Source organism: Tianweitania populi, from assembly GCF_014652875.1.
Lineage (GTDB): Bacteria > Pseudomonadota > Alphaproteobacteria > Rhizobiales > Rhizobiaceae > Tianweitania > Tianweitania populi.
This window is the reverse complement of sequence record NZ_BMZQ01000007.1, coordinates 39,974-62,170: the sequence shown is the minus strand read 5'-3', so window position 1 is coordinate 62,170 and position 22,197 is coordinate 39,974. Positions and strand designations below refer to the sequence as shown.

Below are 22,197 nucleotides of genomic sequence, written 5' to 3'. Positions count from 1 at the left end.
TGCTGATGCGACATAGGGCGGGCCAGGCGCCGGCACAGGGCTGCTTAATTGTTGGCTGAACTTGGCGGTGCGTCCCAGCGCGCATCGGGATCGGCTTCGCGCAAACGATAACCCACGCCGGTTTCCGTCGTGATGTAATGCGGATCATCCGGGCTTTGCTCGATCTTCTGGCGCAGCTGGCGGACATAGACCCTGAGATACTGCACATCCGTCGGCCCGCCCCAGACCTGCTTGAGGAGGTGCTGATGGGTGATGACCTTGCCGGCGTGCTGAACGAGAATGCGCAGGATGTCGTATTCCTTGGGCGACAGCTTCACCTCGCGCCCGGCCAGTCTGACGATGCGCTTCACCAGATCGACGGATAGGTCGCCAGTCTGGAAGATCGGCCGTTCGCCCTGTTGCTGCAGCTTGTGCCGCAGCGCGACGCGGATACGGGCGACCAGTTCTCTCGTGCCGAACGGCTTGGTGACATAGTCATCCGCGCCAAGCTCGAGCGCGCGCACGATGCCTGCCTCATCGGTGCGGCTGGACAGGATGATGATCGGCAGATCGAGCGGCTCCGCGCGCCAGCGTTCCAGCAGATCATGACCTGACATATCCGGCAGGCCAAGATCGAGCAGGATCAAGTCTGGGTTCTCGTGCTTGACCAGAACAAGCGCCTCACGCGCATTGGGCGCCTCGATCAGCGCGTAGCCTTCGGCGGTCAAACCAACGCGCAGCAGCTTGCGGATGGCCGGTTCATCATCGACAACCAGGATTTTGACGGCGGACTGGGTCATTGAAGGCGTTCCGGAACCTGCGCGGGATTGAGCGGCATCTGAATGGTGAACACGGCGCCAGAACGATCCGTCCGGCTGCCGGCCTTGATCGTACCGCCGAGTGCTTCAACGAAGCCGCGGCAAATGGCAAGGCCGAGCCCGGTGCCGGCCCGCACATGATCTGTCTTCCGCACACGGTGAAAGCTGTCGAACACGCGTTCGAGGTCTTCGGCGGGGATGCCTGGACCCTCATCAATGATCTCTAGCCAGACCCAGCCGCCGCGATGAGCGCCCCGGATAAGAACCAGCGAGCCTTCCGGCGCATATTTGGCGGCATTGTCGAGGAGATTGAACAACACCTGCTCGAACAACACCGGATCGAGCTTCACCATCGGCAGATCGGCGGGGATCTCGATGCGCGTTTTGTGCCGGGCCAGGATCTTGTCGGCGCGGTGCAGTGCGCTGCCGACGATATCGCCGACATAATGCGGTGACATCGTCGGCTGCATCGCGCCGGATTCGATGCGGGTCATATCGAGCAGATTGGCGATGAAGCGGTTGAGCCGTTCAGACTCTTCCACGATCGTGCCGAGCAGATCGGCACGGTCGCCGTCCGACATCGCCTGCGGATAATCCCGCAGCGTTCCGGCCGCGCCCATGATGCCGGCGAGCGGTGTTTTCAGGTCATGCGAGATGGAGGTGAGCAGGGCCGAGCGCAGCTTGTCGGCTTCCGCGGCCAGCTGCGCCCTGTCGACATCGGCCACGAGCTGCGTCCGCTCGATGGCGACTGCCGCCTGATCGGTGAGTGCGTCGAGCAGGCGCTGCTGTTCGGGCGTGAGCAACGGCCCCTGCCTGTCATTATCGAGACCCACGACACCAATCGGCATGCGTCCGGTGCGCAGCGGAAGATAAAGACGCTTGGCGCCCGGCAACGTGTCGGCCCCTCGCCCTGCCGGCCGGTTGTGTTCCCACGCCCACCGCGCGGCCGCGATATCGGCATCCACCAGCGTATCGTCGGGCGGATAGCCGGCGCGCACGGCGATCGTGTCGCCTTCCGGCAGCAGGATCACGACGCGCACCTTCAGCATCGCCGCGATCTGATGCGCGGTGGCCCATAACACGTCATCCAGCGTGCCCGTGCCGGCGAGCTTCTTGGAAAAGAGGTAGAGGTCTTCCGTGGTCCGCGCACGCTGCCGCGCGGCCATGGCTTGCCGATGCACCCGCCCCGTCAGGTTACTGGCGATTACCGCCACGCCAAGAAAGAAGCCGAAGGCGATGACGCTTTCGGGGTCGCCGATGTCGAGCGTGTAGAGCGGCTGCAGGAAGAAGAAGTTGAAGGCGAGCGCGCCCACGAAGGATGCAAACAAAGCCGGCCAGAGCCCGGCCGTCACGGCCGAGGTCAGCACCGCCATGAGGAAGACGAGCGCAATGTTGCGAACATCCAGCACGCGCGACAGCAACGTGCCGACGCCAACGGCCACACCGAGATAAAGGCTGGCGAAGACATAAGGCAGCAGTTGATAGCGGCGGGGATCAGCGGTTTTGATCGCGCGCGCAGGGGCGGCTTCCCGCTCTTTGCCCGAAATGACATGGATGCTGAGATCGCCGGCATGACGGATCAGCTCATGCGACACCGAGCCTTCGAAGAACTCACGCCAACGCGGCTTGTCCGACTTGCCGATGATGACATGCGAGAAGTTGTTTGCCGAGGCATAGCGCAGGATTTCGCGCCTGACGTCTTGGCCCGGCAAGGTCACCGCGTCGCCGCCGAGCTGCTCGGCGAGCCGCAGCGTCGCAGCCACGCGATCCTTGTCGGCGTCCGCCAAACCGGTCGAGCGCGGCGCTTCGACATAAAGTGCAGCCCACGGCGCGCGCAGCCGGTCGGCCTGTCGCTTGGCATAGCGTACCAGCGCCGGGCCGCGCACCTGTTCGTCCACGCAAACCAGCACGCGCTCGCCCGCGTCCCACGGCCCGGCAATGGCGTGGGATTGCATGTGGCGCAGAAGCTGCTCATCCACACGTTGCGCGGTGCGTCGCAGCGCCAGTTCGCGCAAGGCCGTCAGATTGCCGGGCGAAAAATAGTTCTCGATCGCCCGCTTGGCCGTGCGGGGAAGATAGACCTTGCCGTCATGCAGCCGCTTGATCAGGTCATCGGGCGTGACGTCGATGATCTCGATATCGTCGGCGCGGTCGATGATCGAATCCGGCACCGTCTCACGCACCCGGATGCGCGTGATCTGCGCAACGACATCGTTGAGGCTTTCGACATGCTGGATGTTGAGCGTCGAATATACATCGATGCCGCGATCGAGCAGCTCCTGAACATCGAGGTAGCGCTTGGGATGGCGGCTGCCGGGCGCGTTGGTGTGGGCGAGTTCATCGACAAGCACGAGCGCCGGCCGACGCGCGAGAATGGCATCGAGGTCCATCTCCTCCAGCGCCTGGCTCTTATAGGGTATTGCCTTGCGCGGGATAATCTCGAATCCGTCGAGCAGCGCCTGCGTTTCCTTGCGCCCATGGGTTTCCACCAGGCCGATCACGACATCAAGGCCGTCGCCCTTTCGGGCGCGGCCGGACATCAGCATCTCGTAGGTCTTGCCGACGCCAGGTGCTGCGCCGAGAAAGATCTTCAGCCGGCCAAGCCCTTCGCGTCTGGCATTTTCCAGCAGGGCATCGGGCGATGGCCGGCCGGCGTCGTTCAGATCATCATCCACCATCAGCGCTGGTTCACCTCACCCGCCTGGTCCCCAAGGGAGCCGGCATCTCATGTAGAACAAGATGCCGGCCAAAGTCTTCATCGTGTCTTTATTGCGCGCCGCTGGCATCCAGCGCCATGTTCAAGGCGAGCACGTTGACGACAGGCGCACCCAGGAAGCCGAGTTGGCGGCCCTCGACATGGTTGTCGACCAGCGATCGGACCTTGGCTTCATCCGTGTTGCGGGCCCGCGCCACACGCGCCACCTGGAAGTAAGCCGCTTCCGGCGAGATGTGCGGGTCAAGACCGCTGCCCGAGGTTGTCACCAAATCCATCGGCACCGCAGCGGACGGGTTCTCGGCTTTCAGCGTCTCGGTGTCCGCCCGAATGCGCTCGATCAGCTTCGGGTTGGTCGGTCCGAGATTGGTGCCGCTGGAGCTCGCGGCATTGTAGCCATCGCCGGCCGCCGATGGTCGGCCATGGAAGTAAGTCTCGCCCGTAAAGGCCTGACCGATCAACGTGGAGCCGATGACCTGGCCGTCACGCTCGATCAAGCTGCCATTAGCTTGTGCGGGGAAGATCACCTGCGCCAAGCCTGTCATGCCCAGCGGATAAATGAGGCCGGTGAGGATGGTGAAGGCGACGATCATGACGATCGCGGGTTTCAGCTGTTTCAGCATGGATGTTCCTTAAGCGAGGCCGAGCGCGGTGATCGCCATGTCGATGGCCTTGATGCCGACGAAGGGCACGATGATGCCGCCAAGGCCGTAGATGAGGAGGTTGCGGGACAGAAGCGCGCCGGCACCGACAGCGCGATACTTCACGCCGCGAAGCGACAGCGGGATCAGCGCCACGATGATCAGCGCGTTGAAGATGATCGCAGACAGGATGGCGCTTTCCGGCGTCGCCAGCCCCATGATGTTGAGCGCACCCAGCTGCGGATAGAAGGCCAGGAACATTGCGGGAATGATCGCGAAATACTTGGCGACATCGTTGGCGATAGAGAACGTCGTCAGCGCACCGCGCGTCATCAGCAACTGCTTGCCAATTTCCACGATCTCGATGAGCTTGGTCGGGTCGGAATCGAGATCCACCATGTTGCCGGCTTCGCGCGCGGCCACCGTACCGGTGTTCATCGCAACGCCGACATCGGCCTGTGCCAGCGCCGGCGCGTCGTTTGTGCCGTCGCCGCACATGGCGACCAGCTTGCCCTTGGCTTGTTCGTCGCGGATCAGCGACAGCTTGTTTTCCGGCGTCGCCTGAGCAAGGAAGTCGTCCACACCCGCTTCCGCCGCAATCGCCGCCGCCGTCATCGGGTTGTCGCCGGTGATCATCACGGTGCGAATGCCCATCTTGCGCAGTTCCGCAAAACGTTCGCGAATACCGCCCTTGACGATGTCCTTGAGGTAGATCACGCCGAGCAGACGGCCGTCCTTGGCCACCGCGAGTGGCGTACCGCCGGCCTTTGCGATCTCGTCGGCAATCGCCTGCGTATCGCGCTCTTCCTGGCTGCCTGCCTGCCCCACATGCTTCAAAACGGAGCCGACTGCGCCCTTGCGGATGGAGGACCCGCCGAAGTCTACGCCGCTCATGCGGCTTTGCGCGGTGAAGGGTACGAAACTGGCATTCAGGCTGGCCATGTCGCGGGCGCGGATGCCGTATTTCTCCTTTGCTAGAACGACGATGGAGCGGCCTTCCGGCGTCTCGTCGGCGAGCGATGCAAGCTGTGCCGCATCGGCCAGCTCGGCAGCCTCGACGCCACGGATGTGCCGGAACTCGGTGGCCTGACGGTTGCCGAGCGTGATCGTGCCGGTCTTGTCGAGCAGCAGCGTGTCCACGTCACCCGCCGCTTCCACGGCCCGTCCGGACATCGCCAGCACATTGAAGCGCACCAGCCGGTCCATGCCGGCAATGCCGATGGCCGACAACAGCGCGCCGATGGTGGTCGGGATCAGCGTCACGAACAGCGCCACCAGGACCACGACCGAAATGCTGCCGCCGGCATAAGAGGCAAAGCTCGGGATGGTCACGACGGCGAAGGTGAAGATCAGCGTCATGCCGGCAAGCAGGATGTTGAGCGCGATTTCGTTGGGCGTTTTCTGCCGCTCCGCGCCTTCAACCAGTGAGATCATGCGGTCGATGAAGGTCGAGCCTGCCGCTGCCGTGATCCGTACGCGAATGACGTCAGACAGAACCTGCGTGCCGCCGGTCACCGCCGAGCGATCACCACCGGACTCGCGGATCACAGGCGCGGACTCGCCGGTGATGGCCGCTTCATTGACCGATGCCACGCCCTCGATCACCTCGCCATCCGACGGGATGATGTCGCCGGCTTCCACCAGCACGACATCGCCCACCTTGAGGCTGGTGCCGGGAACGGTCTTGAAATCGCTTCCCGAACCGGTCGGCAGGAGCTTGGCCTGCGTTTCGGTGCGGGTGCGGCGGAGCGAGTCTGCCTGCGCCTTGCCACGCCCTTCGGCGACGGCTTCGGCGAAGTTGGCGAACAGCACTGTGAACCACAGCCACAGCACGATCTGGAAGGAGAAGCCGAGGCTCGAAGAGCCGGTTGCTAGGTCCTTGACGAGGAGGACGGTGGTCAGCGCGGCGACCACGGCCACCACGAACATCACCGGGTTCTTGGCCAGGCTGCGCGGATCGAGCTTGCGCAGGGCGCCGGATAAAGCGGGTATGAGAATGCGAGCATCCAGAAGGCTCGCGGATTTGGACTGGCTCATAGGAGACTCCAGCGGGAATTGTCTTGTGACAGCAGCGCGATCATTCAGGTCGCCGTGAAAATCAGGGTGAGCGCTTTGGCCAGGGTCCCGAGTGCCAGCATCACCAGGGTCAAACCCAGGAGGATGCTGCGCGGCTTCGGGACGGTGTTTCCTTCTCGCGCGGACAGATGCGAGCGTGGATAAAGGAGACACCGAACCTGGTTGAGCGAGGGGGCCATGACCGTTTCGGTCAGAAGGTCTGGCCCGCAATCGTTGCGAGATGTTCGACGATCGGTCCGACTGCCAAAGCCGGGAAGAATTCCAGCCCGCCAAAGATCAGCACCACGCCGACAAGCAGGCCGACGAACAGCGGGCCCGTGGTCGGGAACGTGCCCGAGGAAGCCGGAACCGCCTTTTTCGCCACCAGCGAACCGGCCATCGCCATAACTGGAACGATCATCGCGAAGCGACCGATCAGCATCGCGAGACCGAGCGTGATGTTGTACCAAGGCGTGTTCGCAGACAGGCCGCCAAGCGCCGAACCGTTGTTCGCGGCCGCCGAGACATAGGCGTACAGCACTTCGCTGAAGCCGCGCGGACCCGGGTTCGCCATCGACGCGACGCCTGTTTCCAGAACAACCGCGACCGCCGTGAAGCCCAACATCGCCAAAGGCAGGATGAGCAGCGCGAGCATCGCCATCTTGACCTCCTTGGCCTCGATCTTCTTGCCGACATATTCCGGCGTCCGACCCACCATCAGGCCGGCCACGAAGATCGACACGACCACGAACAGCAGCATGCCGTAGAGACCAGCACCAACACCGCCGATGACGATCTCGCCCAGCATCATGTTGATCATCGGTATCATGCTGCCGAGCGCGGTGAAGCTGTCATGCATGGCAATCACCGCGCCGCAGGATGCTGCAGTCGTGATCACCGCGAACAAGGCCGACACGGCGACGCCGAAGCGCACCTCTTTGCCTTCCATGTTGCCGCCGTCGAGGCCGAGCGCATGGACGATCGGATTGCCGGCGGCTTCCGCCCAGTAACAAACAGCGACGCCGGCGATGAACAACACGCCCATGGCCGCGAGGATCGCCCAGCCCTGACGCTCATTGCCGACCATGCGGCCGAACACGTTGGTCAATGCCGCACCGATCGCAAAGATCGCGACCATATGGATGAGGTTGGTGAGTGCCGTCGGGTTTTCAAACGGATGCGCGGCGTTGACGTTGAAGAAGCCGCCGCCATTGGTGCCGAGATGCTTGATCATCATCTGCGAAGCGACCGGACCTTGAGCGATCACCTGCTGCGCGCCTTCCAGCGTGGTGGCCGTGGTGTAGGAGTTGAGGTTTTGCGGCACGCCCTGCCACACGAGAACGAGCGTACCAATCACGCAGATCGGCAGAAGAATGTAGAGGATGGCGCGTGTGAGATCGACCCAGAAGTTGCCGAGCGTCTGCATCGACTTGCGCGAGAAAGCGCGGATCAGCGCCACCGCGATGGCGATGCCGCTCGCTGCGGAAACGAAGTTCTGCACTGTCAGCCCCGCCATCTGCGTGAGATAAGACAGCGAGCTTTCGCCACCATAAGCCTGCCAGTTCGTGTTGGTGACGAAGCTCACCGCCGTGTTGAAGGCGAGGTCCGGCGTGACCGACGGCATCTCCGCAGGATTGAAGGGCAAGGCGCCCTGGAACCGTTGCAGCAGATAGAGCACCGCTACACCAGCAAGGCTGAAGAACAGCAATGCGGCCGTGTACGCCGTCCAATGCTGCTCCTCGCGGTCGCTGGTGCCGGCCAGGCGGTAAAGCCCGCGTTCCACCGGACGGAACACGAGGGAAAGGAACGTGCGTTCGCCGCTGAAGACGCGCGTCATGTAGCCGCCGAGCGGCTTCGCGAGAAGAATGATGATCCCGCAATAAACCAGGATCTGGATCCAACCGTTAAGGGTCATGGCCGTTGCTTTCGAAGGATAGTCGCTACGGCTCAGAACCGTTCAGGACGAACGAGCGCGTAAGTGAGGTAGGCGAAGATGAAGACGGCGACATCTGCGCCGAGAATGTAGTCGATGAGCATCGATCGGGCCTTTGGCTCTACAGCTTGCTGCAGGTTTGGATGTAAGCGAATGACAGCGCGAAGAACGCGACGGTCAGTCCGACCATGACGAGATCCATGTCCAGCTCCTGATGGCTGCTTGCGGCCAGAACCGGCGCGCGAAGCGGATTGCCGCGCAGGGTTTTGCATGCGCGGCAGGTTGATGATGAGGGAAGTATCGGCCCGAACCGCATAGGGGTTCGAGACAGGCCGCCGGCCGAAGAAATAGGATTCTCATATATGGAACCCGGCTCGGCTGTACCGGGCCCAGAACAGCGTCGACGTGGCACCGCCTACGTGTGCAGCATGATGAGGATGCTGACGACGCTGGCGAACAACGAGACGATCATGAAGATCGCCACCCATTCGGTTTTCGGCATGTCAGATCTTCCGGAACAGGATCAAAGCGCGCTCCACCGCACAAGCGCGGTGACGGCAACGAGCAAGACGGCGATCACGGCAAGCCGGACCAGGATCCAAAGCTCATTCGGACTGTCCGCCTGCACGGAGCGACGGTCAGGCCGGCGTTCAATCCTGACCATCGAACGGCTGTGCTGAAGGTGATCGGGCATGATAGGCCATCTCACCATGGCCGCACCTGTTTAGACCCCGGTTCCCCATGCTTGGTCGCGCTAGCTTTCAACCGGATCGTCGACATCGGCAGGCTTGGCCATCGCGAGGAATATTGCGAGGGATCAAGGCGCAGCTGCTGATCGTCACCAGGCTCGTTGGCCTTCAAGAGGCGCTTCGTCGCCGTATCCAGCCCCTGCCGGATGCGCGCTGCGGTTTCGGCCGTCACCGGCACAAGCGGAAGCCGCACCTCGGTCGAATGGCTGGGATGGCTCAACGACATCAGGTATTTGATCGTGCAGGGATTGGTTTCCAGCGAAAGCGCGTCGAGAAGATCCTCGAACACGCTCAGCATCCATCGGGCTTCGATCTCGTCGCCGGACAGAGCATGCGCGCAAAGCGTACTCCATTCTTCGGGATAGGTGTTCGAGATCACCGATACGACGCCGTCGCCACCGCCAAGCATCGCATCGCAGGCAGTACGGTCGTCCCCGGAATAAACCCGGAAATCGTCCGGCACCCTCTGCTTGATGGCGCGGCAGCGTTCGGGATCGCCGCTGGCATCCTTGATGCCGACGATCTCTTCCATCTCGCTCAAGCGCGCAACGGTATCCACAGAAAGGTCGATACCGGTTCGTGCTGGAACATTGTAGAGGATAATCGGCAGATCCGAGCGCAGCGCAACCGCTTCGAAATGCCGGAACATCCCTTCCTGTGAGGGGCGGTTGTAATAGGGCGTCACCACAAGCGCGGCATCGGCGCCGAGCTTACGGGCATGGCGAGTTGCGGTGATGGTGCTTGCGGTGGCGTTGGTTCCGGTTCCAACGACTACCGGAACCTTGCCATCCGCACCGACCACGGCAGCTCGGATCAGCCAGTCGCGTTCCATCTCGTCAAGCGTTGGCGTTTCGGCCGTGGTGCCGCAGGCAATCAGCCCGTCGATGCCGGCCGCGATCTGCCTGGCAATATCGGCGTCATAAGCGCTGGCATTGATGCGGCCTTCGCGGAAGGGGGTGACCAGCGCGGTGAACGTTCCTCGGGGAAGGATCATGACGCATGTCCCGGCGCGGGGTTGCGCCCAGCATCCAGGTGAAACACATTGGCTTTGCGGGCTTGCTCGAACGTCTCGACGTCACACCCGTCATCGCTCATGACGATCACCTCGCCATGGCTGTGCGACCGGGCCTCGCTTCGCGCGAAGCGCCTGGCCTCTTCAGCCGAGCGGAAGAATCCGCCGGTGCTGCGATCGGGCGTAAAAACGAGCCATTGGTTCTCCTTGGTGCAACAGATGATGAAGGTACAGGTCGACCTTTGATCATCGTCACAACGGTGAATGACACTCATTCTCTTGACCTCTTGCGTGACCCGCCGATGCGGGCCGCCCAAATGTCGGACGAGCGCCATAGGATATCGATTGGCCTGTCATGGCCGCGGCATAGGAATGTGATGATGATCGAGGATGGGGACGCGCGAAAACGCCTACAAAAAACGGCGCTTTCCTAACCAGTCACCTTGCTTGAACGGGACCGATGATGGCATCTGGATAAGAGAGGATACGATCATGTTCGAAGCGGGTTTCATTCGGTCGCGCGGCGCATGTGCCGCCTTGGCCCTGCTTTTCCTTTGCGCGTCCCTCGCGGCTGCCAAAGCCGAGAGCGCAACCCCAAGCGTGCCCGTTACCGCCAGTTCGGATGGCATCATGGATGCCTGCAACAGCGTTGGCCGCGTGACCGGGCTCGATCCGAAAGGCGACAATTTCCTGTCGGTGCGTAGCGGACCTGGCGGCAAGTACACAGAGATTGCCCGGCTCGCGTCCGGCGCCGACATCTTCATCTGCGATGAGCGCAGTCCATGGCTCGGCGTCATCTATCCAGCCGATGATGCCACCGTTGATTGCGGCACGGACGCATATTCGGGTGAGGCAAAGCCTTACACCGGACCTTGCCGGTCCGGCTGGATCCACCAAAAATTTGTACAGGTGATCGCCGGATGATCTCCGGATTGCCTGCAACGCGGTACAGTGAACTGGTGAGGCAAATGAGCAAAGCTGGCGAGAAAGAGGGTGATGCGCCAGATCGGTTTGCCTGAGATCGTCGCATTAAGCCGCTTTTAAATAGGTTTTGCAGCAAGTCTTGATCTAGGTCACGCTATGCCTGCGTCTTTAGTCGAAGGCTTGCTTGCACATGGCGGAAAACAATCCACGGTTTCTATTTTTCTTCTGGAAGTTGCATCTACGATCTTGCGCAGCTTGCTTGAAGCGCATAACCGCAAAGTCAGTTGGAAGGCCGGTGGTGGCAAACCACGGGCCAACATCAAATCGGCATCATCAGCCTCGTCGGGCTCCTGTGTGATTTGATCCAGAGGTCGGTCGGGGGAGCATACACATGTCATCGGACGAGGCTGCAACAAGCAATCTCCCCTTCTGGAAGCGCTCACCGGCTGTCGGTCTGGTGCTCTGGTTGATCGTGGTGCCGGCAGCTCTGGCAGCCTTGGGTGCGTGGCAGATCCAACGCTCCGGCGTTGTTCTGGAAAACTACGAAGCGCTCGCCACCGACCTGCCGCAAACGCTGGAAAAGGTGCGCGAGATCGCCGCAAATGAGCCGATGGCCATGCTGCAGTTCGGCGACGGCGACGATTCCCGCTCCATGACGGCTTCGATGGCGCAGGCGGAACTCGAGGGCGCCGTCGATGGCATCAACACGGATCTGCAGGTCGCCAAGGTGCGCGCGCCTTTGGCTTGGGGCACGGTGATCGGCAGCGTTGTCGCCTTGATCGCGGCCCTGATCGGCTTGGCTGCCGCCGGTTTGGCGGGCGTTCGGGCGAAACGGTCGCGCGACCAGTTGATCCTGAGCTTCGAGCGTTTGCGGTTCATCCTGCCTTTCCTGCTGGCGGCCGTGATCGTCGGTTTCAGCGTGGCGATCTTCTGCGGCACCCTGTTTGAATCGCTCAGCCTGTGGTTCTGGGAGCGTGTCTCAGGCAACGGCATCAAGCTGGTTGGCGGGGCACTGGTTCTGGCAGGCATTGCCGTTTATGGCGCTTTCACCGCCGTTCTCGGTTTGCGCCAGGTCTTTGCGCTGTTCACGCCGGAGCCGATGGAAGTGAAAGCGCGCATCGTCAGCGAAGCCGATGCGCCGGGTTTGTGGCGCTTCGTGCGCGAGCTAGGCCGCCGCCAGGAAGCCGTTGTACCCGACACCATCATTGTCGGTCTCACCGATGGTTTCTACGTCACCGAAGCTCCCGTTCATCTCATGCCGGAAGACCGGCTTCTGGAAGGGCGCACCCTGCATCTTCCCGCCCCACATCTGGAACTGCTTGATACCGCCGAGATCGCGGCAATCGTCGGGCACGAGCTGGCGCATTTCACCGGCGACGACATCCGCTACAGCACGCGTTTTGCGCCGATCTATGCCGGTTTGTGGCGGGCGCTGAACGCTCTGCGATTTGCCAAAGGCGGCGAGTTCGTGGTGCAGCCGGCACTTCGTTTGGGCTTCCACGCGGTTGGTCGTCTGGACGTCGCGGTCGCCCATTGGAGCCGTTTGCGCGAATTCGAGGCCGACAAGAAGGGCAGCCTTGTCAGCGGGCCCAAGGGCGCTGTGTCCGCGCTGATCCGCAGCAGCATTGCAGCGCCGGCCGTGCATGCCGGCCTCGACAATGCCTTCCAGCGGCCGGAAGCCAGCGGCGCTAATCTTGTAGGCGAGATCGCCGAACTGGTCCGCCGCGAAGGTTTGTCCGATCCGGCCGAGCATCTGGAAGACCGCCAGCCGCATCCCACCGATAGCCATCCGCCAACCAGCCAGCGTATCGCGGCACTCGGCGTGACACTGGACGAAGCCGTTCTCGCGCATGCAACGCGGCGGCCTGAAGCCGATCAGGCTTCGTTCGGCCAGAAGGGTTTCCGCGATTGGACATCCTTCTGCACCAGCCTCGGCACGGACTTCCTCGGTGAAGCCCAGCAGTTCCAGACACAGTATCGCCAGGAGCTCGAGGACGCGGCGGCGAGTGTGGTTGAGGACGAGGTCGTCATCTACGACAACATCAAGGCGATGGTCTGGATGATGGCGATCGTCGCAATCATCTTCCTGGCCATCGCCTTGTTCGTTTTCGTTGATCAATGGGGCGTTGGCACTGCCCGCCTTATCATCGGTGGTTTTGCAGCGCTCATTGGTTTGGGCTTCGCGTTCTATGCCTACTTACTGTCGCGTCGGATCGAGACGCCACTGATGGTGTTGACACGCGACACGCTGATCTCGCCGCGTCTGGATGCCCCGATTGCCTGGACAGACATCGCGACTTACGGCGTTTATGCTTCGCAACGATTAGCCCTGGTGCTGACCCTGCACGAGCACGCGCCTTTGCCCAAAACCAAGCGGTGGTCGGTCTACACGAAGGTTCAGCGTCGCAAGCGGGATGTCACGCTTGGCGCCATGGGCATCCGTGGCATGAAGCCCGACGACTTCCATGAGCTGATCGGCCGCTATCTCCAAGCGGCTTACGCCCGGCGTGAGCTGGAAGCAAAAGCCGCAAGGGCCGCATGAGCGATCAGCCTCGATCGCACGACTGAGCAGCAAGGAAAGTCAACATGGTGCGTCGATCCGTTCTGCCCGCAGCCGCTCTGGCGGTCACCACTTGGCTCACGCCGCCCGCCTTTGCGCAGGAGGTTGGCACGGCGCCGGAACCCGCAACCGCGGGAACAGCGCAGACCGCTTCGGAGTTGCAGAACGCTCTGACCTCCTATGTGACGGCGCTTCCTTTCGACAAGAAGATCCTGCGCGTCGAGCCAGATCCCGCCGGCCACCGCATCACGCTCGATCCGGCAGCCTACTTGGCCGAATTGTCCGGCGCATCGATCAAGTTCGCGCCGATTTCCATCGTCGTCAGTGAGCGCACTGATGGAAGCTGGAACGTGTTCACCCAGAGCCCGGTCGAGTTCTCCACTGATTTCGAACTGGAGGGCCATAAGCAGCATTCCGAATACAAGCAGGACTCGCTTCTTTTCAAAGGCATCTATTCGCCTGAGATCGCGAGCTTCCTGTCAGCTGCGAGCCGCACGGGAACCATTTCCAGCGAGTCGAGCGATGGGCTGTCCAGCAGCACGGCCGGCATTTTTGCAACGACCATGACGATGGCCTCGTCACCGGCCGGCACCGGCTTGGCAGATATTGCGTTCAGTCAGACCTACGATGCTTTTGCGCAATCAGCATCCGTCCATATCCCCGATGGGTCGGACGAATATCCGCTTGCCATGAGCGCGGACATGCGTGCGGAGGAAATCAGCGCAAAGGTCGATGTGAAGGCAGCCCACACACGCGCCGTCCTCGATCTTTACGCCCTCCTCCTCAAGCATCTCAACGAACTCGATGCCGATGCGAACGCGGCCCTGCGGGGGCCGTTGGGTGCGGAGCTGAAAACAAAGATCCGTGCCATCCTGCCGCTGTGGACCGACCTGCAAGGCGAAGCCCATGCGCGCGACGCCAGCATCGACATTGGCTACGGCAGGATGCAGGCTAAAACCCTGCGGCAGACAATGCGAGCAAGCGGTGTCAGCACGAACGCCTCGCTCGACGTGGACTTGGCGCTGGATGGTCTGACCTTGGACATTCCGCAGCTTCCCGCCTGGAGCGCCGGCTTCATTCCCGATCTCGTGGAACTCGGCTTTGCGGTATCCGGCGCAGATCTCGCCACGGCGTCGGATATTCTGCTTCGCGAAATCCAGCTGGGCAATGATCCGGCACTGAGCCCGGAGGCTGAGGAGAAGATCCTGGGTGTGCTCGCCGTCGACCGCCTTCGCAGTCAGCTGAAACCCAGCCGGTTCCGGTCGCGTGATCTGGAACTGAGCTTCAGTGGTGACACCAGCTTCGCCGGCGGAATGCCACAGTCCAGCATGACCATCACCACGCCCGGCCTCGACAAGGCCATCGCCACCTTGCAAGAAGCTGCGAAAACGGACCCGAGCCTGAACCAGGCGGTTGGCGTGTTGACGATGGCGAAGGGCATGTCAAAGCCCGCAGCCGATGGTGGCCTTGAATGGCTTGTCGTGGCGGCAAGCGATGGGTCGGTGACCGTGAACGGCGCCATGATGAAAGGCCCGGACGTGCCGCCCGCGCTGGACGACGAGCAAGATCTCGGGATCGAAGACCCCGCAATAGAAGATCCGACGTTTGAAGAGCCGGACACCGAAGAGCCCGCCGTGGAAGAAGAGCTTTAACCGGCAGTTCGGCTCACGACCAAAACAGCAACGCGCCGATTACGATCGTCATCCCGGCTGCAGCGATAGCGCCGACGCCGGGCATTGCGCCCTGCCGGTACATGAAGGCGATCATGACCAGCAAAGCGGGCACCGCCGCGATCAGGCCCCAGGCTTGGTTCATGCTCGTTTCCTCAACTTGTTGCCGGACAAAGGCCGGCTGATGCGCAACTTAACGCGATGAACGCGACCAGCAGACCGCACAGGATCATGAGGTAGACGACGAGGATCGTCCGCCAGCCGCTCGCATCCCGGCCTATCCCCACGAAATAGACCAGGATCAGCCAGGCCTTCACGCCCGCGACGGCGAACACGGTGAACGCCAGCAAGCCATGTGGCAGATGGTCGGCGAGGGAGACGACCGCCAGTGTTCCGCCCGTCAGAGCCATGAGGGCGAGCCATGCCTTCGCGATCATGCTCATCGCGGCAAATACACGACCGGGAAGATCACCACCCAGAGGAGATCGAGCAGGTGCCAGAAGGCCGCTGATGTTTCCAGCGTGTCGAGATCGCGCTGCCAAGCCCCGATCGCCAGCAGGATCAAGCCGAACACGATGTGCAGCGCGTGAAAGCCGGTGATCAGGAAGTAAAGCTGGAAGAAGGTGCTCGATTCGATGCCAAAACCGGCCGCAAACATTGCGCTATATTCTGTGCCCTTGATGACCAGGAACACCACGCCCAGCGCCATCGCTCCGGCGAGATAAGCGCGAAACGACAAGCCTTGCGACAACCGCCGGGTGGCGGCAGCGACAAGCGCGCCGCTGGATAAAAGCACGACGGTGTTCAGGCCGGCTAGAACGGCATGAAGATGCGCTTGTCCAGCGCTGAAGACCTCAGGGTTCAAGAAGGCCGCAACCGAGAACCCGACGAGCAGCACGGCAAACACGCCGAGTTCCCCGAGGATCAGAATCCAGATCATCGGATTGCCCGGCAGACCGGCAAAGATGTCGCCGTCCTGCGCCATCTCGCCTGCTGTTTCTTCCCCGTCGCTCAGAGCGATCTCCCGTGTTTGCGCCGCGCCGTCCGTTGACCTCCTTCAACCGCCATCTCCGCTGAACTTCTTTGCGCCAGCGCAAAGAACGGGTCCGGCCGGCCCTTTAGGTCTGCAAGCCAAGCGCGGCGGGGACACCGCGTCTTACGCATAAATGCGAATGATCGCAGGAAGGGTGCCAGCCAGATGAGCGAGCGATTTACCAAGGCGGCGGCGCGCAACATTTTTTACGGGGGATCGATCTTCTTCTTCGTCACCTTTGTTGCGCTCACCGGCCACACACATTTCTACATACGAACCCACAGCACGGATGAGGCGACGCTCACCGACAGCGTGGCGCGCGGCAAGCATGTCTGGGAACAGAATGCCTGCATCAACTGCCACAGCCTGTTGGGGGAAGGCGCTTATTTCGCCCCTGAACTCGGCAATGTCTGGGTGCGCTATGGCGGCCGCGACGATCCGCAAAGCGCCCGCGAAGCCCTGATCGCCTGGATGCAGTCGCAGCCCAGCGGCGCGGAAGGCCGGCGCCAGATGCCGAACTTCCACCTCGACGATCAGCAGCTCAACGATCTCATCGATTTTCTGGAATTCACCAGTCGCGTGAACACGCAGAACTGGCCGCCTAACGACGCGGGCTGAGGAAACAACACCATGAAATATCCAACACAACGCGTAGCGTTCTACTACTTCACAGGCGCGATGATCCTGTTCGCCCTGCAGGTCACGGTCGGCGTGGTTGCCGGAACGGTCTACGTCTTCCCGAACTTCCTGGCCGACATCATCCCCTTCAACATCCTGCGCATGATCCACACCAACGCGCTGATCGTATGGCTGCTGATGGGCTTCTTCGGTTGCGCCTATTACCTTGTGCCGGAAGAAGCCGAGCGTGACATCGAAAGTCCGATGCTCGCTTACATCCAGCTCGGCCTGCTGATGTTCGGCGCGGTCGCCGCCGTGATCGGATACCTGTTCGGCATCCATGAAGGCCGCGAGTTCCTTGAACAGCCGCTCTGGATCAAGGGCGCGATCGTCGTCGTGGCACTGATCTTTCTTTACAACATATCCATGACGATCCTGCGCGGCCGCAAGACCGCCATCGGCAACGTGCTGCTTCTGGGCATGTGGGGCATCGCCGTTTTCTGGCTATTCGCCTTCTACAACCCCGTGAACATTGCGCTCGATAAGGTGTACTGGTGGTACGTCGTCCATCTGTGGGTGGAAGGCGTGTGGGAACTGGTGATGGCGTCGGTCCTAGCCTTCCTGATGATCAAGATGACGGGCGTCGACCGCGAAGTCATCGAGAAGTGGCTGTATGCGATCGTCGGCCTGGCCCTGTTCTCCGGCCTGCTCGGCACCGGCCACCACTATTACTGGATCGGCGCGCCCGGTTACTGGCAGTGGATCGGCTCGATCTTCTCGACCTTCGAAGTGGCACCCTTCTTCGCCATGGTCATCTTCGCCTTCACCATGGTGTGGAAGGGCCGCAGAGATCATCCGAACCGCGCTGCCATGCTGTGGTCGCTGGGCTGCACGGTCGGCGCCTTCTTCGGCGCCGGTGTGTGGGGCTTCATGCACACGCTGTCGTTCATCAACTATTACAGCCACGGCACGCAGGTGACGGCCGCTCACGGCCACCTCGCCTTCTTCGGTGCCTATGTGATGCTGAACCTCGCGATGATCAGCTATGCGATGCCATATCTGCGCAACCGCAAGCCCTACAACCAGATCCTCAACATGTGGAGCTTCTGGCTGATGACGTCGGGCATGGCGTTCATGACCTTCGTGCTCACCTTCGCCGGTGTGGTTCAGGTTCACCTGCAGCGCGTGCTCGGCATGACCTACATGGAAGTGCAGGACCAGCTCGTCCTGTTCTACTGGATGCGCCTGGGCACCGGCGCGGTGGTCGTGATCTCCGCCCTGATGTTCCTTTACTCCATCTACGGTCCGGCTCGTCAGGAGCGTCCCGCTCGCCAAGTGGCCCTGCAGCCTGCTGAATAACCCCCTTGCGGGCGGGCGAAAGCCCGCCTGCTCCCCAGGAGTTCACCTTCCATGCCGACTTCCCTCGCTTCCGTCACGCCGCTGCCCCAAGACGATGTCCCGTTCTATGCGCCGGTCGGCGCGGAATGCGCGATCTTCGAGCATGCCTATCGCAACCAGCTGCCCTTGCTGCTCAAGGGCCCGACGGGCTGCGGCAAGACCCGCTTCGTCGCCCATATGGCCGCCAGGCTCGGCCGGCCGCTTTACACCGTGTCCTGTCATGACGACCTGACCGCCGCCGACCTCACCGGCCGCTACCTTTTGAAGGGGGGCGATACGGTCTGGGTCGACGGCCCCCTCACCCGCGCGGTGCGCGAAGGCGCGATCTGTTATCTCGACGAGGTCGTGGAAGCGCGCAAGGACGTCACCGTCGTGCTCCATCCCGTCACGGACGACCGCCGCACGCTGCCGCTGGAGCGCACCGGCGAGACCTTGCAGGCGCCGCCGGAGTTCATGCTGGTCGCCTCCTACAATCCCGGCTACCAGAACGTCTTGAAGACGCTGAAGCCAAGCACCCGCCAGCGCTTCATTTCCTTGGCATTCGACTTCCCCGAACTGGAAGCGGAAGCGGCCATCGTGTCGCGCGAAAGCGGCCTGGCGCAGGATCGCTGCATTGCGCTGGTCAAGGTCGCGGATGCCCTGCGCAATCTCAAGGGCCAGGACCTCGAGGAAGGCGCCTCCACCCGCCTGATCGTTTACTGCGCGACCCTCATCAAGGCCGGGCTCGACATGGATACGGCTGTGCGCGTCGCGCTGCTCGAACCCTTGTCGGATGACCCGGAAATCCTCAACGGCCTCGTGCGCGTCGCGCAGATTGCGATCGGCTGATGGGTATCTGGACGTTCGAGCCGGAAGAAACGGTCGGGCGTTATTGGCACCGGCTGGTCGGCGCTTCCAGCACCTACCGCACTTACCCGGATGCACGGGTCAGCCTGGACGAGGTCCGCGAGCGGCTCGGACTGCTGTTCCGGGCGCTTGGCGGCAGCGGCGCGATCCGTATTGCCGCGACCGCCCATTCCGAGTCCAACCACCGCCTCAACATGCGCCAGGCTCTGGGCCTCGGCAAAGAGGTCATGGAGCGGCCGACGCTCGATCTCAACACGCTGCGGTTGCCCGGCGCGATCGACGTTTTTCCAAGCCGTGCCGACAACGTCGCTTTGTATGAATGGCTGGCCGGCTGGTTTGCCCATGCCGTGGCGCCCGGCCCCGCAACCGGCAATCTCCTGCATGACGACATCGAGCGGCTGCATGCGGCGGCCCTGACGACACAGGCAACACTTGCCGCTTGGCCCGGCCTGCGGGCCACCTATGCGCAGCTCTGCCGAGCATCTCTTGCCGTGCGGCCGAAACGCCATCTGCCGCAGCTTGAAGCCAAACTCGAACAGGCCATCATCGGCGCACTCGTGGACGGGGTGGACCTGCGACCGAATCTCTGGCGCGACAATGCCCTCCTCGAAAGCTCAGGTCTGACCTCGGCCTATCGCACCTACCTGCCCGTGCCGCTCTGGGGCGAAGTCACGCGGGACGAGGAAAGCCCCGCCGCCGGCGATGAGGATGAAGCCGGCGGCGACGGCATGCAGGTGGATAGCCGCCGCCGCAAGGCCGTGCGCAAGTCGACCGACAACAGCGATCGCGGTGATCCCCTGATCCTGCATCGCTTCGAAACGATCTTCAGCCTTGCCGACATGATCAACGTCAATCGCAGCGTCGAGGACGATGATGAGGAAGGCGCAAGACAAGCGGCCGAAGACACGCCGGAACTCACCATCGGCGCAAATCCCAAGCGCGCGGCGACACGGTTGAAGCTCGATCTTGATCTGGCTCCGCGACAGGCCGACACGACCGCGCTGGAAGCCGACTGCACCTATCCCGAATGGAACTGGAAGCAGGGGCGCTATCTCAAGGACTATTGCCGGGTCCATGCTGTTCCCGCTCAGGAAGAGGGCGAGGACTGGTCGCCGGATGCCGATATGCAGCGTACGATCCGCGATGTACGCCGCCGCTTCGAAGCCCTGCGGCCGCGGCGCCAGACCTTCCATGCGCAGCCCGACGGCGACGAGCTCGACCTTGGCATGGTCGTGCGCGACATCGCCGATCGTTCGGCGGGTGGTGCCGGCACCGAGCGCGTGTTCCTCCAGGCTCGCGCAGCCATACGCGATCTCTCACTGGCCGTGCTGATGGACGTGTCGCTCTCAACCGACGCTTACATCCAGGAGCGTCGCGTTCTCGATGTCGAGAAAAGCGCCCTTCTGGCCCTGACCCATGGCCTCACCGCCTGCGGCGACGAGCATGCCATCTATACCTTCACCTCGCGCCGCCGGCAGAATGTGACGGTGGCAACCGTGAAGGGCTTCTCCGAAAAGCTCGACGCCCGCGTGATCCGCCGCATCGAGGCGCTGAAGCCCGGCCAATATACCCGCATCGGCGCAGCCATCCGGCATGTCAGCACGCAGTTAGAAAAGCGACCCTTCAGGCACCGGCTGCTGCTGCTTCTGACCGACGGCAAGCCGAACGATGTGGATCATTATGAAGGCCGCTACGGCATCGAGGACACGCGCCGCTCCATCTGGGAAGCGCGCAAGCTCGGCCTTCGCGTCTTCGGCGTGACCGTGGACGAGAACGCGCGCGACTACGTGCCCCACATCTTCGGGCCGGGCGGCTACGCCATCGTCAAAGACATTGCGCGTCTGCCGGCCGCCCTGCCCGCAATTTACCGCCAGATCACGAGTTAACCCAGATCTATTGCTACGAGGAGCAGGCATCATGCCGAACAAATCCACCATCGTCGTCGCCAGCCTGCTTCTCAGCGGAGCCCCGGCGTTGGCACAGAATTCGCTGAAGCCTGACTCCACGCCGGCCCTGCCGGTCCAGGAAGGGCAGGCGCTTCCGGCCGCTGACCAGGACTTTCTGCAGCACGCCAACAATATGAGCCTGGCAGAGATCGAAGCTGCTAAGCTCGGCGCCGAAAAGGCGAGTGATCCTGCCTTGAAGGCGCTCAGCGCCGAGCTTGTTTCCAAGCACGAGGCCTTGAGCAAGCGCCTGCAGGAAGAAGCCGCCCGCTTCGGCACTGAGGATGTGAAGCCGGATGCCGGCCATGCCTGGGACGCCGACATTCAGCGCCTAAAGAGCCTGGATGGCGAGGCCTTCGACAAGGAGTATGTGAGCTGGCAGATGCGCGTTCACCAAGGTCTGGTAGCGCTTTATCAGAAGCAGGCTTCGGACACGCCGCAGACGGAGCTTGCCAAGTTCGCGATCACCACGATGAACGAGATCCAGCAGCAGTTCAACGGGATCAAGGAAGCCGGCGCCAAGTTCGGCCTGGAAGTCGACGCCGTCGGCCAGCCGCCGCAATATTGATCGGCTTGAAGACCTGACCTGACGCCCGATCAGCATCGGGCGCAGGTGTTCTGTTTCGTCGCAAGCTCATGCGCTATGACAAGGCTGGGCGAGCAACCGGCATCGTGTACAACCGAAGCGGATCGACTGGAGGATGGCGATGCTGACGAGACTGACCCGCGCAATACTTGTTGCCGCACTGACGATGCTGGCCAGCCATGTCGCAGCGCAAGATGCCGACAAGGTGGATCGACTGAACGTCCCTGGCCCGATTACCTTCCAGAACAAGTCCTATTCGCTCGCCTGGTCGTCGGAGCCATCTGAAAATTACATCAAGCAGGAATATGTGCCGGCCGGCTAGAAGGTCGAAACCTTCAAGGACATGTTCCTCGTCGAGGCTGTGACGGGTTCCATAACCCCTGCGCAGTCGGCGAGTGCGCAGATCGACTTTCTGAAGCAGCGGAAGACCACCGACCCCGTCGTCAACTACGCGATCCTGCACAATGAAAAGACAGGCAACATCGTGCTGGATTTCGTTCTCAGCGACCTTCAGGCCGACCCTGTCGTGGTGAAATGGAACGCCTATCGCTACGTGCCCCTGAAAAGCGGCAAGGGCGTCGCGCTTTATGGCATTAGCCGTCGCGCCTATGGGGAGGCCGATGCCAAGGCCATGCTCCAGAACCTGACCAAGATCCGCGATGCAGACGTTGACGCGCTCGCCGTGATGGACGTGCCTCCGATCAGCGTCAAGGACTGAC

General features: G+C 62.2%; 24 protein-coding genes. 11 read left to right on the top strand and 13 right to left on the bottom strand.

Annotation, left to right across the window (positions count from 1 at the left end):
• Nucleotides 1-44: 44 nt before the first annotated feature.
• From IE166_RS20290 to dapA, 10 genes are all read right to left on the bottom strand, one after another.
• A complete protein-coding gene (locus IE166_RS20290) occupies nucleotides 45-779 on the bottom strand; it encodes a response regulator transcription factor (protein ID WP_189507613.1) in 735 nt (244 codons plus the stop codon).
• Nucleotides 776-3,475, bottom strand: coding sequence for a sensor histidine kinase (locus IE166_RS20285; RefSeq protein WP_189507611.1), 2,700 nt, complete (start codon nucleotides 3,473-3,475; stop codon nucleotides 776-778). Before IE166_RS20285 ends, IE166_RS20290 begins: the two co-directional genes overlap by 4 nt.
• A gap of 88 nt (nucleotides 3,476-3,563) precedes the next feature.
• A complete protein-coding gene (gene kdpC, locus IE166_RS20280) occupies nucleotides 3,564-4,133 on the bottom strand; it encodes a potassium-transporting ATPase subunit KdpC (RefSeq protein WP_189507609.1) in 570 nt (189 codons plus the stop codon).
• A 9-nt stretch (nucleotides 4,134-4,142) separates the two neighbouring features.
• Entirely contained in the window at nucleotides 4,143-6,188 is a 2,046-nt protein-coding gene (kdpB, locus tag IE166_RS20275; RefSeq protein ID WP_189507607.1) for a potassium-transporting ATPase subunit KdpB, read from the bottom strand.
• Between the two features lie 44 nt (nucleotides 6,189-6,232).
• Nucleotides 6,233-6,406, bottom strand: a complete 174-nt coding sequence (locus IE166_RS20270; protein ID WP_189507605.1) for a hypothetical protein — start codon at nucleotides 6,404-6,406, stop codon at nucleotides 6,233-6,235.
• Between the two features lie 11 nt (nucleotides 6,407-6,417).
• Complete coding sequence (kdpA, locus tag IE166_RS20265; protein ID WP_189507603.1) at nucleotides 6,418-8,121, bottom strand: potassium-transporting ATPase subunit KdpA; 1,704 nt, start codon at nucleotides 8,119-8,121, stop codon at nucleotides 6,418-6,420.
• A 32-nt stretch (nucleotides 8,122-8,153) separates the two neighbouring features.
• A complete protein-coding gene (kdpF, locus tag IE166_RS20260) occupies nucleotides 8,154-8,243 on the bottom strand; it encodes a K(+)-transporting ATPase subunit F (RefSeq protein WP_189507601.1) in 90 nt (29 codons plus the stop codon).
• A gap of 17 nt (nucleotides 8,244-8,260) precedes the next feature.
• The gene (locus IE166_RS20255; protein WP_189507599.1) at nucleotides 8,261-8,455 is read right to left on the bottom strand and encodes a hypothetical protein; all 195 of its coding nucleotides are present in this window, start codon (nucleotides 8,453-8,455) and stop codon (nucleotides 8,261-8,263) included.
• A 207-nt stretch (nucleotides 8,456-8,662) separates the two neighbouring features.
• Entirely contained in the window at nucleotides 8,663-8,833 is a 171-nt protein-coding gene (locus tag IE166_RS20250) for a hypothetical protein (RefSeq protein WP_189507598.1), read from the bottom strand.
• Nucleotides 8,834-8,844: 11 nt separating this feature from the next.
• Nucleotides 8,845-9,882, bottom strand: coding sequence for a 4-hydroxy-tetrahydrodipicolinate synthase (gene dapA / locus IE166_RS20245; RefSeq protein ID WP_189507596.1), 1,038 nt, complete (start codon nucleotides 9,880-9,882; stop codon nucleotides 8,845-8,847).
• A 5-nt stretch (nucleotides 9,883-9,887) separates the two neighbouring features.
• Here dapA and IE166_RS20240 point away from each other — a divergent pair, with 5 nt between their 5' ends.
• The 4 genes from IE166_RS20240 (at nucleotide 9,888) to IE166_RS20225 (ending at nucleotide 15,036) form a co-directional block, all read left to right on the top strand.
• The gene (locus IE166_RS20240; RefSeq protein ID WP_189507594.1) at nucleotides 9,888-10,334 is read left to right on the top strand and encodes a hypothetical protein; all 447 of its coding nucleotides are present in this window, start codon (nucleotides 9,888-9,890) and stop codon (nucleotides 10,332-10,334) included.
• A 58-nt stretch (nucleotides 10,335-10,392) separates the two neighbouring features.
• Nucleotides 10,393-10,824: an SH3 domain-containing protein gene (locus IE166_RS20235; protein WP_244641635.1), complete on the top strand. Its 432-nt coding sequence runs from the start codon at nucleotides 10,393-10,395 to the stop codon at nucleotides 10,822-10,824.
• 391 nt (nucleotides 10,825-11,215) lie between these two features.
• A complete protein-coding gene (locus IE166_RS20230; protein WP_189507592.1) occupies nucleotides 11,216-13,366 on the top strand; it encodes a M48 family metallopeptidase in 2,151 nt (716 codons plus the stop codon).
• A 44-nt stretch (nucleotides 13,367-13,410) separates the two neighbouring features.
• Nucleotides 13,411-15,036, top strand: coding sequence for a hypothetical protein (locus IE166_RS20225; RefSeq protein ID WP_189507590.1), 1,626 nt, complete (start codon nucleotides 13,411-13,413; stop codon nucleotides 15,034-15,036).
• 13 nt (nucleotides 15,037-15,049) lie between these two features.
• Here IE166_RS20225 and IE166_RS20220 read toward each other — a convergent pair whose 3' ends face one another.
• Genes IE166_RS20220 through IE166_RS20210 form a run of 3 tightly spaced genes read right to left on the bottom strand, consistent with a single transcriptional unit; the run spans nucleotide 15,050 to nucleotide 16,039 of the window.
• On the bottom strand, nucleotides 15,050-15,199 hold the full coding sequence (locus IE166_RS20220; RefSeq protein WP_189507588.1) for a hypothetical protein: 150 nt from the start codon (nucleotides 15,197-15,199) through the stop codon (nucleotides 15,050-15,052).
• 10 nt (nucleotides 15,200-15,209) lie between these two features.
• Entirely contained in the window at nucleotides 15,210-15,497 is a 288-nt protein-coding gene (locus IE166_RS20215) for a cytochrome C oxidase subunit IV family protein (RefSeq protein ID WP_189507586.1), read from the bottom strand.
• Nucleotides 15,494-16,039: a cytochrome c oxidase subunit 3 gene (locus IE166_RS20210; protein WP_189507584.1), complete on the bottom strand. Its 546-nt coding sequence runs from the start codon at nucleotides 16,037-16,039 to the stop codon at nucleotides 15,494-15,496. The genes IE166_RS20215 and IE166_RS20210 overlap by 4 nt, the downstream gene beginning before the upstream one ends.
• A 213-nt stretch (nucleotides 16,040-16,252) precedes the next feature.
• Between IE166_RS20210 and IE166_RS20205 the strand changes: the two genes are divergently transcribed.
• The 7 genes from IE166_RS20205 (at nucleotide 16,253) to IE166_RS20175 (ending at nucleotide 22,196) form a co-directional block, all read left to right on the top strand.
• On the top strand, nucleotides 16,253-16,705 hold the full coding sequence (locus tag IE166_RS20205) for a c-type cytochrome (RefSeq protein WP_189507582.1): 453 nt from the start codon (nucleotides 16,253-16,255) through the stop codon (nucleotides 16,703-16,705).
• A gap of 12 nt (nucleotides 16,706-16,717) precedes the next feature.
• Complete coding sequence (locus IE166_RS20200; protein WP_189507580.1) at nucleotides 16,718-18,064, top strand: cbb3-type cytochrome c oxidase subunit I; 1,347 nt, start codon at nucleotides 16,718-16,720, stop codon at nucleotides 18,062-18,064.
• Between the two features lie 51 nt (nucleotides 18,065-18,115).
• The gene (locus tag IE166_RS20195) at nucleotides 18,116-18,931 is read left to right on the top strand and encodes a CbbQ/NirQ/NorQ/GpvN family protein (RefSeq protein ID WP_189507578.1); all 816 of its coding nucleotides are present in this window, start codon (nucleotides 18,116-18,118) and stop codon (nucleotides 18,929-18,931) included.
• Complete coding sequence (locus tag IE166_RS20190) at nucleotides 18,931-20,835, top strand: nitric oxide reductase activation protein NorD (RefSeq protein WP_210313009.1); 1,905 nt, start codon at nucleotides 18,931-18,933, stop codon at nucleotides 20,833-20,835. The genes IE166_RS20195 and IE166_RS20190 overlap by 1 nt, the downstream gene beginning before the upstream one ends.
• Before the next feature lie 31 nt (nucleotides 20,836-20,866).
• Nucleotides 20,867-21,460, top strand: a complete 594-nt coding sequence (locus tag IE166_RS20185; protein ID WP_189507577.1) for a DUF4142 domain-containing protein — start codon at nucleotides 20,867-20,869, stop codon at nucleotides 21,458-21,460.
• A gap of 139 nt (nucleotides 21,461-21,599) precedes the next feature.
• Nucleotides 21,600-21,800 carry a hypothetical protein gene (locus tag IE166_RS20180; protein WP_189507575.1) on the top strand — a complete coding sequence of 67 codons (201 nt, stop codon included), beginning with the start codon at nucleotides 21,600-21,602 and terminating at the stop codon, nucleotides 21,798-21,800.
• Between the two features lie 21 nt (nucleotides 21,801-21,821).
• Nucleotides 21,822-22,196 (top strand): hypothetical protein, encoded by a 375-nt coding sequence (locus tag IE166_RS20175; RefSeq protein WP_189507573.1) that lies wholly within the window; start codon nucleotides 21,822-21,824, stop codon nucleotides 22,194-22,196.
• The last annotated feature ends 1 nt before the right edge of the window (nucleotide 22,197 follow it).

What these genes read in the sequence shown, in the direction of transcription:
- IE166_RS20290 (WP_189507613.1), bottom strand. Translation starts at nt 779, where the DNA reads ATGACCCAGTCCGCCGTCAAAATCCTGGTTGTCGATGATGAACCGGCC.
- IE166_RS20285 (WP_189507611.1), bottom strand. Translation starts at nt 3,475, where the DNA reads ATGGTGGATGATGATCTGAACGACGCCGGCCGGCCATCGCCCGATGCC.
- kdpC (WP_189507609.1), bottom strand. Translation starts at nt 4,133, where the DNA reads ATGCTGAAACAGCTGAAACCCGCGATCGTCATGATCGTCGCCTTCACC.
- kdpB (WP_189507607.1), bottom strand. Translation starts at nt 6,188, where the DNA reads ATGAGCCAGTCCAAATCCGCGAGCCTTCTGGATGCTCGCATTCTCATA.
- IE166_RS20270 (WP_189507605.1), bottom strand. Translation starts at nt 6,406, where the DNA reads ATGGCCCCCTCGCTCAACCAGGTTCGGTGTCTCCTTTATCCACGCTCG.
- kdpA (WP_189507603.1), bottom strand. Translation starts at nt 8,121, where the DNA reads ATGACCCTTAACGGTTGGATCCAGATCCTGGTTTATTGCGGGATCATC.
- kdpF (WP_189507601.1), bottom strand. Translation starts at nt 8,243, where the DNA reads ATGCTCATCGACTACATTCTCGGCGCAGATGTCGCCGTCTTCATCTTC.
- IE166_RS20255 (WP_189507599.1), bottom strand. Translation starts at nt 8,455, where the DNA reads ATGCGGTTCGGGCCGATACTTCCCTCATCATCAACCTGCCGCGCATGC.
- IE166_RS20250 (WP_189507598.1), bottom strand. Translation starts at nt 8,833, where the DNA reads ATGCCCGATCACCTTCAGCACAGCCGTTCGATGGTCAGGATTGAACGC.
- dapA (WP_189507596.1), bottom strand. Translation starts at nt 9,882, where the DNA reads ATGATCCTTCCCCGAGGAACGTTCACCGCGCTGGTCACCCCCTTCCGC.
- IE166_RS20240 (WP_189507594.1), top strand. Translation starts at nt 9,888, where the DNA reads ATGTCCCGGCGCGGGGTTGCGCCCAGCATCCAGGTGAAACACATTGGC.
- IE166_RS20235 (WP_244641635.1), top strand. Translation starts at nt 10,393, where the DNA reads ATGTTCGAAGCGGGTTTCATTCGGTCGCGCGGCGCATGTGCCGCCTTG.
- IE166_RS20230 (WP_189507592.1), top strand. Translation starts at nt 11,216, where the DNA reads ATGTCATCGGACGAGGCTGCAACAAGCAATCTCCCCTTCTGGAAGCGC.
- IE166_RS20225 (WP_189507590.1), top strand. Translation starts at nt 13,411, where the DNA reads ATGGTGCGTCGATCCGTTCTGCCCGCAGCCGCTCTGGCGGTCACCACT.
- IE166_RS20220 (WP_189507588.1), bottom strand. Translation starts at nt 15,199, where the DNA reads ATGAACCAAGCCTGGGGCCTGATCGCGGCGGTGCCCGCTTTGCTGGTC.
- IE166_RS20215 (WP_189507586.1), bottom strand. Translation starts at nt 15,497, where the DNA reads ATGAGCATGATCGCGAAGGCATGGCTCGCCCTCATGGCTCTGACGGGC.
- IE166_RS20210 (WP_189507584.1), bottom strand. Translation starts at nt 16,039, where the DNA reads ATGGCGCAGGACGGCGACATCTTTGCCGGTCTGCCGGGCAATCCGATG.
- IE166_RS20205 (WP_189507582.1), top strand. Translation starts at nt 16,253, where the DNA reads ATGAGCGAGCGATTTACCAAGGCGGCGGCGCGCAACATTTTTTACGGG.
- IE166_RS20200 (WP_189507580.1), top strand. Translation starts at nt 16,718, where the DNA reads ATGAAATATCCAACACAACGCGTAGCGTTCTACTACTTCACAGGCGCG.
- IE166_RS20195 (WP_189507578.1), top strand. Translation starts at nt 18,116, where the DNA reads ATGCCGACTTCCCTCGCTTCCGTCACGCCGCTGCCCCAAGACGATGTC.
- IE166_RS20190 (WP_210313009.1), top strand. Translation starts at nt 18,931, where the DNA reads ATGGGTATCTGGACGTTCGAGCCGGAAGAAACGGTCGGGCGTTATTGG.
- IE166_RS20185 (WP_189507577.1), top strand. Translation starts at nt 20,867, where the DNA reads ATGCCGAACAAATCCACCATCGTCGTCGCCAGCCTGCTTCTCAGCGGA.
- IE166_RS20180 (WP_189507575.1), top strand. Translation starts at nt 21,600, where the DNA reads ATGCTGACGAGACTGACCCGCGCAATACTTGTTGCCGCACTGACGATG.
- IE166_RS20175 (WP_189507573.1), top strand. Translation starts at nt 21,822, where the DNA reads ATGTTCCTCGTCGAGGCTGTGACGGGTTCCATAACCCCTGCGCAGTCG.